13 protein-coding genes are annotated in these 14,686 nt (G+C 41.0%); 7 read left to right on the forward strand and 6 right to left on the reverse strand.

The genetic code is table 11. The features are described 5' to 3' along the window. Positions 1 to 137 precede the first annotated feature (137 nt). The 4 genes from iscU to trmJ form a co-directional block, all read right to left on the reverse strand. Complete coding sequence (iscU, locus tag KDJ85_RS06895) at positions 138 to 524, reverse strand: Fe-S cluster assembly scaffold IscU (protein WP_206082463.1); 387 nt, start codon at positions 522 to 524, stop codon at positions 138 to 140. A gap of 24 nt (positions 525 to 548) precedes the next feature. Continuing rightward, positions 549 to 1,763: an IscS subfamily cysteine desulfurase gene (locus KDJ85_RS06900; protein ID WP_225819018.1), complete on the reverse strand. Its 1,215-nt coding sequence runs from the start codon at positions 1,761 to 1,763 to the stop codon at positions 549 to 551. Positions 1,764 to 1,887: 124 nt separating this feature from the next. After that, positions 1,888 to 2,385 (reverse strand): Fe-S cluster assembly transcriptional regulator IscR, encoded by a 498-nt coding sequence (gene iscR, locus KDJ85_RS06905; protein ID WP_206082465.1) that lies wholly within the window; start codon positions 2,383 to 2,385, stop codon positions 1,888 to 1,890. 119 nt (positions 2,386 to 2,504) lie between these two features. Continuing rightward, positions 2,505 to 3,236 carry a tRNA (cytosine(32)/uridine(32)-2'-O)-methyltransferase TrmJ gene (gene trmJ, locus KDJ85_RS06910; RefSeq protein ID WP_206082466.1) on the reverse strand — a complete coding sequence of 244 codons (732 nt, stop codon included), beginning with the start codon at positions 3,234 to 3,236 and terminating at the stop codon, positions 2,505 to 2,507. Positions 3,237 to 3,359: 123 nt separating this feature from the next. Here trmJ and suhB point away from each other — a divergent pair, with 123 nt between their 5' ends. The 6 genes from suhB (at position 3,360) to KDJ85_RS06940 (ending at position 10,394) form a co-directional block, all read left to right on the forward strand. Then, positions 3,360 to 4,163: an inositol-1-monophosphatase gene (suhB, locus tag KDJ85_RS06915; RefSeq protein ID WP_225819019.1), complete on the forward strand. Its 804-nt coding sequence runs from the start codon at positions 3,360 to 3,362 to the stop codon at positions 4,161 to 4,163. Between the two features lie 577 nt (positions 4,164 to 4,740). Next, positions 4,741 to 5,331, forward strand: coding sequence for a fimbrial protein (locus tag KDJ85_RS06920; RefSeq protein WP_225819020.1), 591 nt, complete (start codon positions 4,741 to 4,743; stop codon positions 5,329 to 5,331). A 47-nt stretch (positions 5,332 to 5,378) separates the two neighbouring features. Further along, positions 5,379 to 6,071: a fimbrial biogenesis chaperone gene (locus KDJ85_RS06925; protein WP_225819021.1), complete on the forward strand. Its 693-nt coding sequence runs from the start codon at positions 5,379 to 5,381 to the stop codon at positions 6,069 to 6,071. 14 nt (positions 6,072 to 6,085) lie between these two features. Next, positions 6,086 to 8,596, forward strand: coding sequence for a fimbria/pilus outer membrane usher protein (locus KDJ85_RS06930; RefSeq protein ID WP_225819022.1), 2,511 nt, complete (start codon positions 6,086 to 6,088; stop codon positions 8,594 to 8,596). A gap of 11 nt (positions 8,597 to 8,607) precedes the next feature. Then, the gene (locus KDJ85_RS06935; protein WP_225819023.1) at positions 8,608 to 9,687 is read left to right on the forward strand and encodes a fimbrial protein; all 1,080 of its coding nucleotides are present in this window, start codon (positions 8,608 to 8,610) and stop codon (positions 9,685 to 9,687) included. 14 nt (positions 9,688 to 9,701) lie between these two features. Further along, positions 9,702 to 10,394: a fimbrial biogenesis chaperone gene (locus tag KDJ85_RS06940; protein ID WP_225819024.1), complete on the forward strand. Its 693-nt coding sequence runs from the start codon at positions 9,702 to 9,704 to the stop codon at positions 10,392 to 10,394. A gap of 42 nt (positions 10,395 to 10,436) precedes the next feature. Here the strand turns inward: KDJ85_RS06940 and KDJ85_RS06945 are convergent, their stop codons facing one another. Both KDJ85_RS06945 and glyA read right to left on the reverse strand, forming a co-directional pair. Continuing rightward, positions 10,437 to 11,588, reverse strand: coding sequence for a 3-phenylpropionate MFS transporter (locus tag KDJ85_RS06945; RefSeq protein ID WP_225819025.1), 1,152 nt, complete (start codon positions 11,586 to 11,588; stop codon positions 10,437 to 10,439). 79 nt (positions 11,589 to 11,667) lie between these two features. Continuing rightward, positions 11,668 to 12,921, reverse strand: coding sequence for a serine hydroxymethyltransferase (gene glyA, locus KDJ85_RS06950; protein WP_225819026.1), 1,254 nt, complete (start codon positions 12,919 to 12,921; stop codon positions 11,668 to 11,670). Positions 12,922 to 13,382: 461 nt separating this feature from the next. Here glyA and hmpA point away from each other — a divergent pair, with 461 nt between their 5' ends. Beyond that, on the forward strand, positions 13,383 to 14,582 hold the full coding sequence (gene hmpA / locus KDJ85_RS06955) for an NO-inducible flavohemoprotein (RefSeq protein WP_225819027.1): 1,200 nt from the start codon (positions 13,383 to 13,385) through the stop codon (positions 14,580 to 14,582). The last annotated feature ends 104 nt before the right edge of the window (positions 14,583 to 14,686 follow it).

Below are 14,686 nucleotides of genomic sequence, written 5' to 3' on the forward strand. Positions count from 1 at the left end.
TCTCTTTCACCCCGTTGATAAGTAATCAATTACTTAGCGATATTCAACATGTTGGATGAGCGATATTTTGACCAGATATAGGGCGATAACTTTTTGTTATTTATTAATATACGTTGCCCTATAAACTGATTTAAACCTTATTTGCTTTGGCGTTTGCTTTTATAATCTGCAATAGCAGCTTTAATTGCATCTTCAGCCAAAATTGAACAGTGAATTTTCACTGGCGGCAATTCTAACTCTTCTGCAATCGCTGTATTTTTGATTGACTCCGCTTCGTCTAAGCTTTTACCTTTCATCCACTCAGTCACTAGTGAACTTGATGCAATTGCTGAGCCGCAACCGTAAGTTTTAAAGCGTGCATCTTCAATAATGCCGTCATCGCTAACTTTGATTTGCAGCTTCATGACGTCACCACAAGCAGGTGCACCTACCATCCCACTGCCGACGCTTGGGTCGCTGTTGTCGAATGAACCAACGTTGCGTGGGTTTTCATAATGATCGATAACTTTTTCACTGTAAGCCATTTTTAAACTCCTGAAACCGTCTGATTAATGGTGAGACCATTCGATGCTGTTAAGATCTACGCCGTCTTTGAACATTTCCCATAAAGGAGACAGCTCGCGTAAGTGGCCAATTGCGCCATGAATCATTTTGATTGCATAGTCAATTTCTTCTTCTGTCGTGAAACGACCTAAAGAGAAACGGATTGAGCTATGTGCTAACTCATCATTCATCCCTAAAGCGCGCAGTACATAAGAAGGTTCTAGGCTTGCAGAAGTACATGCAGAGCCTGAAGATACAGCCAAATCTTTTAATGACATCATCAGTGATTCACCTTCAACATAGTTGAAGCTGACGTTCAGAATGTGCGGCGCACCGTGTTCCAAATCACCATTGAGGTAAACTTCTTCGATATCTTTAATGCCATTCCACAAACGTAAACGCAGGCCACGCAGACGTTCAGATTCCGCTGCCATTTCTTCTTTAGCGATACGGTAAGCTTCACCCATGCCCACGATTTGATGCACTGGTAATGTCCCTGAACGCATACCGCGCTCATGACCGCCACCATGTTGTTGTGCTTCAAGGCGAATACGCGGTTTACGGCGAACATACAGCGCACCGATACCCATAGGGCCATACAATTTGTGTGCAGAGAATGACATTAAATCCACTTTTAATGCACTTAAGTCGATAGGTAATTTACCCACGCTTTGTGTTGCATCTACGTGGAAAACAATGCCTTTGCTACGGCATAATTCACCGATAGCTTCGATATCCTGAACCACACCGATTTCGTTGTTCACATGCATGATAGAAATCAGAATGGTTTCTTCGCGAATAGCGTCAATTAGGTCTTGCATCGCAATTAAGCCATTGCTTTGTGGTGACAAATAGGTCACTTCAAAGCCTTCGCGTTCTAATTGGCGGCAAGTGTCTAAAACGGCTTTATGCTCCGTTTTACAGGTAATAATGTGGTTGCCTTTCTTTTTATAGAAATTCGCTGCGCCTTTAATGGCTAAGTTATCAGACTCCGTTGCGCCTGACGTAAAAACGATTTCACGCGGGTCAGCACCCACTAATTCAGCGATTTGGTTGCGTGCAATATCAACCGCTTCTTCGGCTTGCCAGCCAAAGCGGTGAGAACGGGATGCAGGGTTACCGAAGTTCCCATCCATTGTTAAGCATTGCATCATTTTTTCAGCCACACGCGGGTCAACCGGTGTTGTTGCTGAATAATCAAGATAGATTGGTAATTTCATTGCTCACATACTCCAAAGGACAAGCTAACTTGCCTTTAATTTTTTAAAGACACCGATAGCGGAACTTAGCTCTTCGTCTAGGCACTCACTACTCGGTATCGACTGCAATTTTTAATATAATATTTTAAGCACGTACATTGATAATGGATTCAGGCGTGATGCCGTTTGGCATGCTTTTACGCTGTTCATTATCTTGTCTATCAGCCACAACCATCACTTCTTGATTTTTCACGAGCTCATCAAGACTGATGCTGCTGAGGAAACTGGTGATTCTGTCACTTAAGTCGCGCCATAATGCATGCGTTAAACAGCGGTCGCCATTTTGACAACCTTCTTTATTACCTTGGCAACGGGTTGCATCAACCGATTCATCAACCGCAGCGATTACCTCAGCAACAAAAATTTGATCCGCGTCTCTACCAAGCAAATAACCACCGCCCGGACCGCGGACGCTAGAAACTAGCTCGTTTTTACGTAAACGAGAGAAAAGTTGCTCAAGATAAGAGAGGGAAATTCCCTGACGTTCAGAAATATCAGCTAAAGGTACTGGACCTGACTGAGAGTGTAACGCGACATCTAACATCGCAGTTACTGCGTAACGTCCTTTGGAAGTGAGTCTCATAACATATTACTCCGTGGTAAAATATGGCTGAATTGTGACATTCCTGAGTAATTTAGTCAACTATTTACCTGACTATTTTACTCAAGTATTATTCACTGACTTTCACCACGGATTTCGCCTCACTTTTTCGCCCATTTTTCCATCGACGTTAAGATACCGCGCAGAATGTGTAGCTCTTGGGTTTCAATGTGCGCACGAGTAAATAAACGACGTAACTTATTCATAATTAAGCCTGGATGTGCTTTGCGAATGAAGCCCGATTCATTTAATACGCTTTCAAGGTGCACATAAAAACGTTCAACATCTTCAGAGGGGGGATATTCTACCTCATCATCATTTGAGGTCACGGGATTTTTTTCATCCATGGCTAAATACGCCATACGGATCTCATAACTTACCAATTGTACCGCCATCGCAAGGTTTAAAGAACCATACTCAGGGTTAGTTGGGATATACAAATGATACTGGCATTTTTGCAATTCTTCGTTGGTCAAACCAACACGTTCACGACCAAAAACAATCGCGACTGGCGATTCTTTTGATTGCTCAACAGATTTTACACCACATTCCCGTGGCTCAACCATCGGCCAAGACAATGTCCGCGAACGTGCGCTGGTACCAATCACCAACTTACATCCTTCAAGGGCTTCATCTAACGTTTTGACGATGGTCGCGTTACCAATAACATCGCTCGCCCCTGCAGAAAGTGCGATTGAATGTGAGTCAGGTTCAACAAGAGGATTGACGAGATACAGATTTGAAAGCCCCATGGTTTTCATTGCACGGGCGGTGGAACCCATATTGCCTGTGTGTGAGGTCTCAACAAGAACGATACGAATATTTTCTAGCATGGTTTATACATTTAATGAAAAAATTATCGGCATAGCTTAACACAAAATTGCTTATTGTGACGAACATCTATATACTTCTGCTCTCAAGTTTTTTGTTCTTTAACATTCCAGTGGAAAAAGCCCATGCATCCGATGCTTAACATCGCCATACGTGCCGCACGTAAGGCCGGTAATCACATAGCTAAAAACTATGAAATGCCTAGCAATATTAAAGTCACTCAGAAAGGAACGAACGATTTCGTCACTAACGTTGACCAAGAATCTGAGCAATTAATTATTGAAATCATCCGTAAGTCTTATCCAGACCACACAATTATCACTGAAGAAAGTGGTGAATTATTAGGTAAAGATGATGATGTTCAATGGGTAATCGATCCACTGGATGGCACTACTAACTTCACAAAACGTCTCCCTCACTTCTCTGTTTCTATCGCTGTACGCGTTAAAGGCCGTACTGAAGTTGCTGTGGTTTACGATCCAATGCGCAATGAATTATTCAGTGCAGTTCGTGGACAAGGCGCACAATTGAACGGTTACCGCGTCCGTATTGATGAGAAACGTGACCTTGATGGTGCTATCGTTGCAACGGGCTTCCCATTCAAACAAAAACAACACGCACCTGTATTTATGAACATCATGACAGCGATGTTTGATAAATGTGCAGATTTCCGTCGTACAGGTTCTGCAGCATTAGACTTATGCTATGTGGCTGCTGGCCGTGTCGATGCTTATTTTGAAATCGGTTTAAAACCATGGGATTTTTTAGGCGGCGAGCTCATCATGCGTGAAGCTGGCGGGATCATGACTGACTTTATCGGTGGCCATAACTATTTAGCGTCTGGCAACTTAGTTGCAGGTAGCCCGCGCGTTGTTCGCGATATGCTGTCCACTATGAAAGATGAATTATCTGAAGCGTTAAAACGTTAATTTCTTTTTTCGTTAAAGCCCACTTCATATGTGGGCTTTTTTATCTCTATTAACCCGCTCTAAATAAAATCACATCTATTATTAATTCTCGGTTATTAATAATATTATCTTACTAATGTTCGCCAAGCTTATAACTAGACGTTCTAATTCAAATTGCTTACCCTAAAAAATTATCTTTTTCCTCTTTAACCACTTTTAAACTCAACCGATATCTACCAATCCAGTTTATTCCAATCAATAACTATTTCACTTTGAAAAAGAAACTTATGTTTATCAACATGAGATTTTTTAACCGTTAATAATAATCACTCTAATGACAAAAACATCAGAAATATTCACATTAATATCTTAATATTCAAAATACACTTATTGAGTGTATTTTTTATTTAAAATGAAAAATACATTTTCATTACTTTCATTAATATACAAAAGACGACAATCTCATTTTTTATTTTTTTAATTTTATATTTGAAAAATATAAAAACCATATCTAGCATGAAATAAGGCAGCTAATTATTAACAGGCGGCCATTCAAAGTTATATAACTTTATTCTACTTGACCTTAATGGGGTTAACTATGTCTAGATATATACTACCTCTGTCTTTACTTTCTTTATCTATTATATCGAGCTCGGCACTAGCAGTAACAAATAGTGCCGGAGGAATTCTGTCTATATCAGGTGCGATTAGTGATACGACTTGCACCATTAATGGTGGAAATAGCGCAGATATGACTGTGGTGCTTGACCCAATTACAATCACAGATGCTGGTACTGCTGCAAATACTGTTATTCAAAAAAACCAAAAACAATTTTCATTAACCTTTTCTGACTGTGCTCCCGCAGGCGTACCTGTCAGTAACTTAAAACTGCATTTCTATTCATCAAGCAATATTTCAGCTAATGGTTTGTATTTAACCAATACATCCGTTAATGAAAATGATGCTACTGTTGCAAAAAACGTCGGTTTTAGTTTATCGAAAACAACGACACCAACCGTTGCCATTCCACTAAATACAACCTTTGATACAGGACTTCTTGGTGCAGATACGGGAAGCGCTACAGGTGCAACTCTTAACTTAATAGCCAGTTACTATAAAACAAACGCAACTGCCGCAAAAGTCGGTCTTTTACAATCAAACGTAATCTATACTGTTTCCTACTTATAAATAGCGTCTAAGCCAGGCTTTTATTAGCCTGGCTTTACAGGGATATTATGATGAAAAAAGCACTCCTATTATTCGTTATTTTATTTTCCAATACTTTATTTGCCAATGTCATTATTACGGGAACTCGAATTATCTATCCGTCAGATGCTGAGAGTATGTCAGTACAATTATCAAACAATAGTAAAACAGCTTCTCTTGTTCAGTCATGGATTGATAGTGGAGATGAGAATTCGACCCCCGAGAATTCAGATGCACCCTTTTATCTCTCTCCACCTATTGTGAAAATAGAAGGCTCACAAGGACAGCAACTTAAAATAAAAAAAATAGATAAAACTCTACCTAACCATATTGAAAGTGTATTTTATTTAAATGTACTGGATATTCCTAAAACACCTGATACCGCTAAAGGTAAAAATACGATTCAGTTAGCCACGCGATCTCGAATAAAAATTTTTTATCGTCCTGTGGAATTAACCGAATCACCTGACGATGTTATTAATAAAATTAATTACCAATTAAACAATAACACCCTATTAATAAAAAATAATTCGCAATATCACTTTACAGTTGCTGCATTGACAACAAAAAATGATAAAAAAAACTCACTAATTGATTCGGGAATGATATCCCCAATGTCTTCTCTTGAGTTTCCGTTAAAACATGCATTAAAAAATCGTGACCTTGTTTTAGTTTATGTCGATGATTATGGCGTTTTCAAATCTCACAATATTAAACTTTAAAAGAAGATATCATCGTGAAAAAAGAAAACTATCTCTATTTCCTAATTTTATTAGGACTGCAAAGCTGTCTCAAAAACGCAATAGCAGATGAATTTGAGACATCCCTATTAGTCGGTAAATCCGCACAGGGCGATATTTCACGATTTTATACAGACAGTAAAATTCCTTCAGGCAAACAACTAGCAGATCTTTATGTAAATAATAACTGGAAAGGCCAATTTGAAATTGAGATTGATCATGACGGTAAAGTCATCAGCCTTTCCTCTAACGATGTTGGAAAATTAAATTTAAACTTATCACCGAGTGTGATTGAAAAAATTCAACAGCAAGATGTTATCCCTATTGATTCTTTAGTGCCAAATGTTCATTACAAATTCAATATCAATGAATTACGGCTCGACATGACAGTGCCCCAAGTGGCATTAAAACAATCCGAAGCTAACTATGTCGACCCAAGCTTATGGAACTACGGTGAACCTGCTATTATTTTTTCTTATAATACAAATTATTACAGCTATAAAGAAAAGAAAAATGCCAAAACCAGTAGCGATAATTTTTATGCAACACTCAATTCGGGTGTTAATTTAGGGGCGTGGCAATTTAGGGATGAATCAAGTTATCGCAACAGTTCCCATGGTTCATCAAAATGGAAAAATAATACGCGTTATGCCTATCGCCCTATTAGCCAAATAAAATCGGGGATTAAAATCGGTGATTTTTACACCCCTGCGGCACTCTTTAACAGTGTTCGTATTCGCGGGATTGCGCTGGCGACCGAAATGGGGATGTACCCCAATTCGAGCCAAAATTTTGTTCCTATAATTCGCGGCGTAGCTCAGACCAACGCATTGGTCAGCGTCTATCAAAATAATAACTTGGTTTATCAAGAAAACGTCCCACCAGGTGAGTTCTCCTTTAGCGATCTTCAACCCAGTGCAGGCGGAGGGGACTTATTTGTTGTTGTGCAAGAGGCGGATGGTCGCAAAGAAACCTTCACCGTCCCCTATTCTGCGGTTCCTGATATGCTTAAAGAAGGCATTTATACCTACAGCCTTCTTGCAGGGAAAACAAAAATTGAAAGCACGCACTACCAACCTAATTTTACACAAGGTGAAATACACTACGGTCTGAATAACCTCGTCACACTCTATGCGGGTATGTTGTTCAGTGAGAAATATTACTCTGGCGTTGTGGGGAGTGGTTGGAATTTTAGTTTTGGTGCAATTTCCGCTGATGTGACACACGCGAATGCAAAACTAGACGCTGGCTCTCAGAGTGGGCAAAGTTACCGACTGACTTACAGCAAATACATTAATTCAACCTCAACCAATTTAACGTTGGCGTCTTACCGTTACTCAACGAGCGGTTATTATAGCTTTATGGATACTATCTACGCCCAAGATAACTATCGCGCGTGGAAATCCTATCAAGATAACCTTTCCCAACAACTGGGAAATGATGCACCTTCCGACTTATCATTAACTAATTTTGATGCCCTGCGCGGGTCTCGTGCAAAAAATACCTTTACATTGAATTTGAATCAACAACTCGCCGATGGTTACGGTTCGCTCTTTGTTTCTGGCACCCATCGCGATTATTGGAATACCCATGGCAGCAGCCGTGAATACCAAGCGGGCTATGCCAATAACTACAATGATGTGTCCTACAGCGTATCGGTTTCTCGTATTCGTAATTATGATAATAAAGAAGAAACACGGGTGTATGCGAATGTCAGCGTGCCATTCTCTTTGTTTGAAAAACGCGCCAATATTAATCTCGGCAGTTACTTTACCGATTCGCATTACCAACAAACGGCGTTGAGTGTTAGTGGCATTGCGGGTAAAAATGATCAAGTCAATTACACAGTGACAGCGACCAACCAAAGTGGCGGGAATAATTTAGTGGGGGCAAATGCCAGCTATCAACTGCCATCGACGACCCTGTCAGGTTCATATACCGAAGCCAATAACTACCGCCAAGCGGGTTTAGGAGCCAGAGGAACGGTGGTCGCCATCCCTGAACATATCGTTTTTTCAGGGGAAACAGGCCAAACCTATACCATTATTGAAGCGCCAATGGCGAATAATATGATGGTCAATTCAGATAAAACTACCCTTACCAATCAGCAAGGTGTCGTATTGGTTGCGAATTCAACACCTTATCGAACAAATAGCTATACCCTTTCTGATACTGACAAAACGTCAGGCGCGGAAGTCCTCGGCAATATGGCCAATGTGAGCCCATATCAAGGTGCCGTGAATTATATCAAACTCGAAACAGACACGCGTCAAACTTACATATTTAGAGCCTCACTGGCCAATGGGGAAAGTCTGCCATTTGGTACTGAGGTGAATAATGAACAAAAACAAAACATTGGTTATGTGGGGCAATCTGGAGTGATCTACATCAAGAGCGATCAATGGCCTTCTATCTTGTATATCAAGCTCAATTCTAAGGAAAAACCAGAGTGCGTGATTAAAGACCCCGTTAATACCATGGATAAAAACCATAATTTTTGTCGATAAAGGACGTTATGATGAAAAAGACGCTATTGGCACTCCTCTTACCCACATTATTCTTCGCAAGCGATGATGTTGCTGCCAGTTGCAGCAATGCGGGAGAAAAAAATGCACCGCCACTTAATTTTGATATATCCACGGAACTGACGAGTACATCAACCACAGTGAACAAATCAACCCGAACAAAATTTACAGGTCAATATACCTGCACAGCGCCCATTATACTTCAACCAAATAAGGTGGGTATTGATAGCCCATTTCGCCAATCGACAATCGCTATAGGGTTTAATGGCGGGAAACAAGTTGTTTCCATCTCAGTCAGCAATATTAGTCAATCCAGTGTTGATAATATTGCTCAAGGTACCTATCCCGCATCTAATCTAGATACAGACTTTACCATTCAATTTAAATTACTCAGCAGCCCACCCGCAAATAACTATAAAGAAGTTGCAGGCAATAGCGTGTTAATCAGTCCAGTGATGATGGCCTCGGATGTGACTGCATTAGGTCTTGTTCCTTGGTTAGTGCGCCTTCTCTCAGACTTAGTCACGTTTCTGTTAACCCTGCAATGGCCAACCCATGCTGAGGATATGTTTTATCAACCAATGCAGTTAACCTATAACCCTATATTGACGACGTGCAATTTTACTAACCAAGGCCTTGTCGTTTCGCTTCCACCTGTCAGTATTAACACCGTCAAAAATGTGACTCGGGCTGGCTACACCCCCTTTACGCTGAATTTCACCTGCCAAGATTTTCTCGCAGGTAGTACTGCTTCTCGCGATGTGTCTATCTTTTTATCCAGTAGTAGTTTACTGGCAAATGATAAAACCACCATCAACAATACTCACTCTCAAGGTGCTAAAGGTGTCGGTTTTCGACTCGTCAAAACGGATAACCTCACCACACCTTTAACCCTTTCAGACAGTGTCACGGCACAAAATACCGCCACAAGTATTTTTTCTGTCCTAAAGGGCAGCCCCATTTCACCGTCCTTTTCCGTCAATTTAGGGGCTTATTATTATCCCCATAACCCCAGTATTGTCACTCAAGGGGCGGTATCTGGTACGGCAACCGTGGTGATGTCTTACAACTAAAAAAGGGAGCAATGATGAAATACTTAGGAGGAATTGCCTTATTACTGATAAGTTTGCAAACACAAGCAAGCCTTGTTTTACAAGGAACTCGGGTTATTTTTCCCAGTGATAAAAAAATGGTTAGCATTCAGATGACTAATTACAGTGAACAGCCGACGTTAATCCAAAGTTGGATAGATGAAGGAAATATTAATTCGACACCCGAAACAACCAATGCGCCATTTATTGTCACGCCGCCTATCAACAAAATAGCCGCAAATGAGGGCGTTCAGCTCCGTATTCGTTTTCTTGGCAATAATTTGCCCATGGATAGAGAGTCTGTTTATTATTTAAATGTTTTGGATATCGCACCCAAGCCTAAAAACGCTAATGGTATGAATACACTCCAGTTTGCCATCCAAACTCGGATCAAAGTGTTTTACCGTCCTATTTCGCTGTTGCCCCTTCCAGATACATTATTGGATAGCGCTAAGTTTTATGTCGATAACGGGCTATTAACCGTGAATAACCCAACCCCTTATTTTCTCAGCATTGCCAGTATCTACACTGCAAATAACGCCAATGAACTTATTGCTAAAAGTTTAATGGTCGCACCATTTTCGACACAGACAATCACCTCTGGGAAAAAAGCAATTAGCGGTGAGAATATTACGGTAGTTTATATTGATGATACTGGGCAGCAAATTGAGCATCAAACCAAGCTATAAATGAAGGTATTTCACTGCATTTATAGCGTCTTGATAGGAAGATTATGACTGTGCGGTCACTTTAGGACGAATAAATAACGCAGGTACAGCAAGTAGCGCCATCAAATAAAAGACCACGCCATGATGAGCAGGAACACGCTCATAAACATAACCGACAATAATCGTTAATACCGCTAACCCCCCCCCCGTAGCCAGTGCTGAATAAACGCCCTGCAATGGGATAATTTCACTTTCTTTACGCGCACTGATAAAACGCATCGCGGCAAGATGGCAGATCGTAAACGTACCACTGTGTAAGATTTGTACAATAATAAGCACAGGTAATGCAGTAAATGCCCCCATCATTCCCCAGCGGATAATCCCACAAACAGCAGACAGTAATAGTAAGTTACGTGCACTCCAACGCCTAAACAAGCGGTGACTCAACATAAAGACGATAACTTCTGCGACAACACCCAATGACCATAAGTTACCAATCACTAAGTCTGAATATCCCGCTTCCTTCCAGAACAGCGAGGCAAAACCATAGTAAGCTGCGTGAGCACCTTGCAATAAAGTCACACAAATCAGAAATCTGACCACATTTTTATCAGCAATCAGTTGTTTAAAGGTAACTTTATTGCCATTGTCCGCTTTTGCCGCCCCCGCAGGCATGATTGTAGGCCTCAACATCGCCCCCAACAATAAAGCTAAGCAGCTGATAATTAAAGCAACCATAATTGATTTATGGCCCCAAACCCCAGCTAGGTAACCCATTAATGAAGAACCAATAATAAAGGCTATCGAACCCCAAACACGGATTTTGCCGTAATCGAACGTGAATTGCTTCTGCCATGTTCCTGCTAATGAATCCCCTAATGGAACCATTGGAGCGAAAAATAAGTTAAAACCAATCATCACAAAAAGCAGCCATGCCCAATGGGAACCAAAAGCAAAGCCAATAGAAAAAATTAAGGATGATGCAGCCAACAACCGCAATGCAGTAATTAATTTTGACGGCTCTTTGACTAATGGTGTGATAAACATCGCCCCAAGAAAACGAGCAGCAAGGCCTACCCCAAGCAAAACACCGATCATTTCGGCATCAATGCCCTCTCCCTGTAGCCAAACAGACCAAAACGGTAAGAAAATACTGTATGCAAAAAAGTAGGTAAAATAATCAATTGCTAGCCAACGCGTTGATGGAATGACCATCATCCCTCCATTTTTCAATGCAAAAAACCCGCTCATACTTAACAGTAGAAGCGGGTTTAGGTAACTAAAAGTCGTTATATTATGCGTAAACTGGGTATTTTTTGCAGATAGCTAATACTTTTTGTTTCACGCTCTCAATGGTCGCTTCGTCATTGAGGTTGTCTAGAATATCACACATCCAGCCCGCTAGCTCGCGCGCTTCAGCTTCTTTAAAGCCACGACGCGTAATTGCTGGAGAACCAATACGCACACCAGAAGTGACAAATGGGCTCTTCGGATCGTTTGGCACACTGTTTTTGTTCACGGTGATATTCGCACGGCCTAATGCAGCATCAGCATCTTTACCTGTGATATCTTTGTCAACTAAATCAACTAAGAACAGGTGGTTTTCAGTTCCACCAGAAACAACTTTATAGCCGCGTTGTTGGAAAACCTCGACCATTGCTTTCGCATTTTTCGCAACTTGTTGTTGGTAGACTTTGAACTCAGGTTCCATGGCTTCTTTAAGCGCTACTGCTTTACCTGCAATAACATGCATTAAAGGACCGCCTTGCGAACCAGGGAATACGGCTGAGTTGATTTTTTTGTACAGCTCTTCATCACCGCCTTTCGCGAGGATCAAACCACCACGAGGACCCGCTAATGTTTTGTGAGTTGTGGTTGTTACAACGTGAGCATGTGGAACTGGGTTTGGGTAAACACCTGCCGCAATCAGACCCGCAACGTGTGCCATATCAACGAATAAGTAAGCATTGATAGCATCTGCGATTTCACGCATTTTAGCCCAATCAACCACGCCTGAATACGCAGAGAAACCACCGATAATCATTTTTGGTTTATGTTTTTCAGCTTGCGCTTTGATATCGTCGTAGTCAATTTTACCGCTTTCATCAATACCGTAAGGAACGATATTGTATAATTTACCAGAGAAGTTAACTGGAGAACCGTGAGTTAAGTGACCACCGTGCGCCAAATTCATACCCAGCACAGTATCACCCGGTTGAAGCAATGCCATGTAAACTGCCGCATTCGCTTGTGAACCAGAGTGTGGCTGCACGTTTGCGTAGTCTGCACCAAATAATTCTTTTGCGCGGTCAATCGCTAATTGCTCAACAACATCAACATACTCACAACCGCCGTAATAGCGTTTGCCTGGATACCCTTCTGCATATTTATTGGTTAGCTGAGAACCTTGAGCCTGCATGACTCGTGGACTGGTATAGTTTTCAGAAGCAATTAATTCAATGTGTTCTTCTTGACGTTGTACTTCTTGCTCCATTGCTTCCCATAATTTTGGATCATAGTCTGCAATATTCATTTCACGCTTTAACATTCGCTTCTCCTGCCTCAGCAATTCAATAGGTTGACAATCAATTCATCGCAATAGCACACAGTGTAAACTCTTTTTCGTTCTTGAGATAGCCCTAAAGAAAAAATATACGCAAACGATTGCATTAATTTTTTTCACGTCATTTACCACTCTCAGCCTCATTATAAAATAGCTCAAATTTTAAATTTTGACGGAGGAATATCTGGTATTGCGAGTCCCTTCTCATTATGTGCCTATTTTTGCCCTATTTTGTCTATTTGCATCTTTACAGATACCCTTAAATATTATAAGTTGTATTTAAAATGCATGTTTATAAATAAACTTTATGTCTCTCATAAAAGTGAAGATTATCGGTACGCAATTCAGCTATCCCACTGAAAATTAAGTGTTCTATTTTTGGATAGTTCAGAAAAATGCCAAACTCTTCCTAACAGAGAACATGAAAAAAATTCAGGAGCACCTGTATGTTAGACAGCCAAACTATCGCTATCGTTAAATCAACCATTCCTGCTATCGCAGCCACTGGGCCAAAACTTACCGCACATTTCTATGACAGAATGTTCAATCAACATCCTGAATTAAAAGATATTTTCAATATGACTCACCAAGCTAATGGTGCCCAACGCGAAGCATTATTTAATGCAATCTGCGCTTATGCTGTTCATATTGAAACCCCTGAAGCATTAATTTCTGCCGTTGAAAAGATTGCGCAAAAACACGTTAGTTTAAATATTAAACCTGAACATTACCCTATCGTCGGCGAAAACCTACTGGCTGCCATTGATGAGCTCCTCAATCCTGGTCAAGAAGTGCTTGATGCATGGGGCAAAGCCTACGGGGTATTAGCCGATATTTTTATTGGTCGTGAAGCCTCAATTTACCAAGAAAATGCTGATAAAAATGGGGGTTGGGAAGGTTTACGTGAATTTAAACTGAAACAAAAACAGCCACAAAGCGATGTAATCACCAGCTTTGAGTTCGTCCCTGTTGATGGAAAACCCGTCGCAGACTATCGCCCAGGTCAATACATCACAATTTATATTAATCATGATGGATTCGAGAACCAAGAGATCCGCCAATACTCTTTAACGACAGCACCTAATGGCCAAAGTTACCGTATCGCAGTAAAACGTGAAGACCAAGGCGCCGTGTCTAATTTCTTGCATCAACAGATCAATGAAGGGGATAGTGTTTATTTAGCACCTCCATGTGGTGATTTCTTTATCGATGTTGATAACCAAACGCCCGTCACACTCATCTCCGCAGGTGTTGGCCTGACGCCAATGTTAAGCATGCTAAACCACCTGACGCAACAAGGCCATGAAGCAACGATCAACTGGCTACATGCGGCTGAAAATGGTGCTGTTCATGCATTTAACCACGAAATTCAGCAATTGATGGCCAAACAAAAAACGGGGCATTCTGCCATTTGGTTTAACCAACCGCGAGTCCATGACCGCCTCGGCTTTGATTACCAATATGAAGGATTAATGGATTTACAAAAAGTACGCGAATGGATTGATCAACCGAATATGCAATTCTATTTCTGTGGCCCAGTAGGCTTTATGCAGTATATTGGACAGCAATTAATTGCCATGGGCGTTAATGCTGAAGCTATCCACTACGAGTGCTTTGGCCCTCATAAGGTACTGTCCCTGAATTAATAAATAAAAAATGCTCTTCCGCTTAGAAGAGCATTTCCTGAAACGTATCAGCCAAAAGAAACTGTTCTAATGGCTTGGTGTTTGAAGTTTTTTCACAGCTTAGC

The sequence above is a fragment of the Providencia vermicola genome, from assembly GCF_020381325.1.
Lineage (GTDB): Bacteria > Pseudomonadota > Gammaproteobacteria > Enterobacterales > Enterobacteriaceae > Providencia > Providencia vermicola.

Coding starts and splice junctions, on each gene's coding strand:
- iscU (WP_206082463.1), bottom strand. CDS start 524: ATGGCTTACAGTGAAAAAGTTATCGATCATTATGAAAACCCACGCAAC.
- KDJ85_RS06900 (WP_225819018.1), bottom strand. CDS start 1,763: ATGAAATTACCAATCTATCTTGATTATTCAGCAACAACACCGGTTGAC.
- iscR (WP_206082465.1), bottom strand. CDS start 2,385: ATGAGACTCACTTCCAAAGGACGTTACGCAGTAACTGCGATGTTAGAT.
- trmJ (WP_206082466.1), bottom strand. CDS start 3,236: ATGCTAGAAAATATTCGTATCGTTCTTGTTGAGACCTCACACACAGGC.
- suhB (WP_225819019.1), top strand. CDS start 3,360: ATGCATCCGATGCTTAACATCGCCATACGTGCCGCACGTAAGGCCGGT.
- KDJ85_RS06920 (WP_225819020.1), top strand. CDS start 4,741: ATGTCTAGATATATACTACCTCTGTCTTTACTTTCTTTATCTATTATA.
- KDJ85_RS06925 (WP_225819021.1), top strand. CDS start 5,379: ATGATGAAAAAAGCACTCCTATTATTCGTTATTTTATTTTCCAATACT.
- KDJ85_RS06935 (WP_225819023.1), top strand. CDS start 8,608: ATGAAAAAGACGCTATTGGCACTCCTCTTACCCACATTATTCTTCGCA.
- KDJ85_RS06940 (WP_225819024.1), top strand. CDS start 9,702: ATGAAATACTTAGGAGGAATTGCCTTATTACTGATAAGTTTGCAAACA.
- KDJ85_RS06945 (WP_225819025.1), bottom strand. CDS start 11,588: ATGGTCATTCCATCAACGCGTTGGCTAGCAATTGATTATTTTACCTAC.
- glyA (WP_225819026.1), bottom strand. CDS start 12,921: ATGTTAAAGCGTGAAATGAATATTGCAGACTATGATCCAAAATTATGG.
- hmpA (WP_225819027.1), top strand. CDS start 13,383: ATGTTAGACAGCCAAACTATCGCTATCGTTAAATCAACCATTCCTGCT.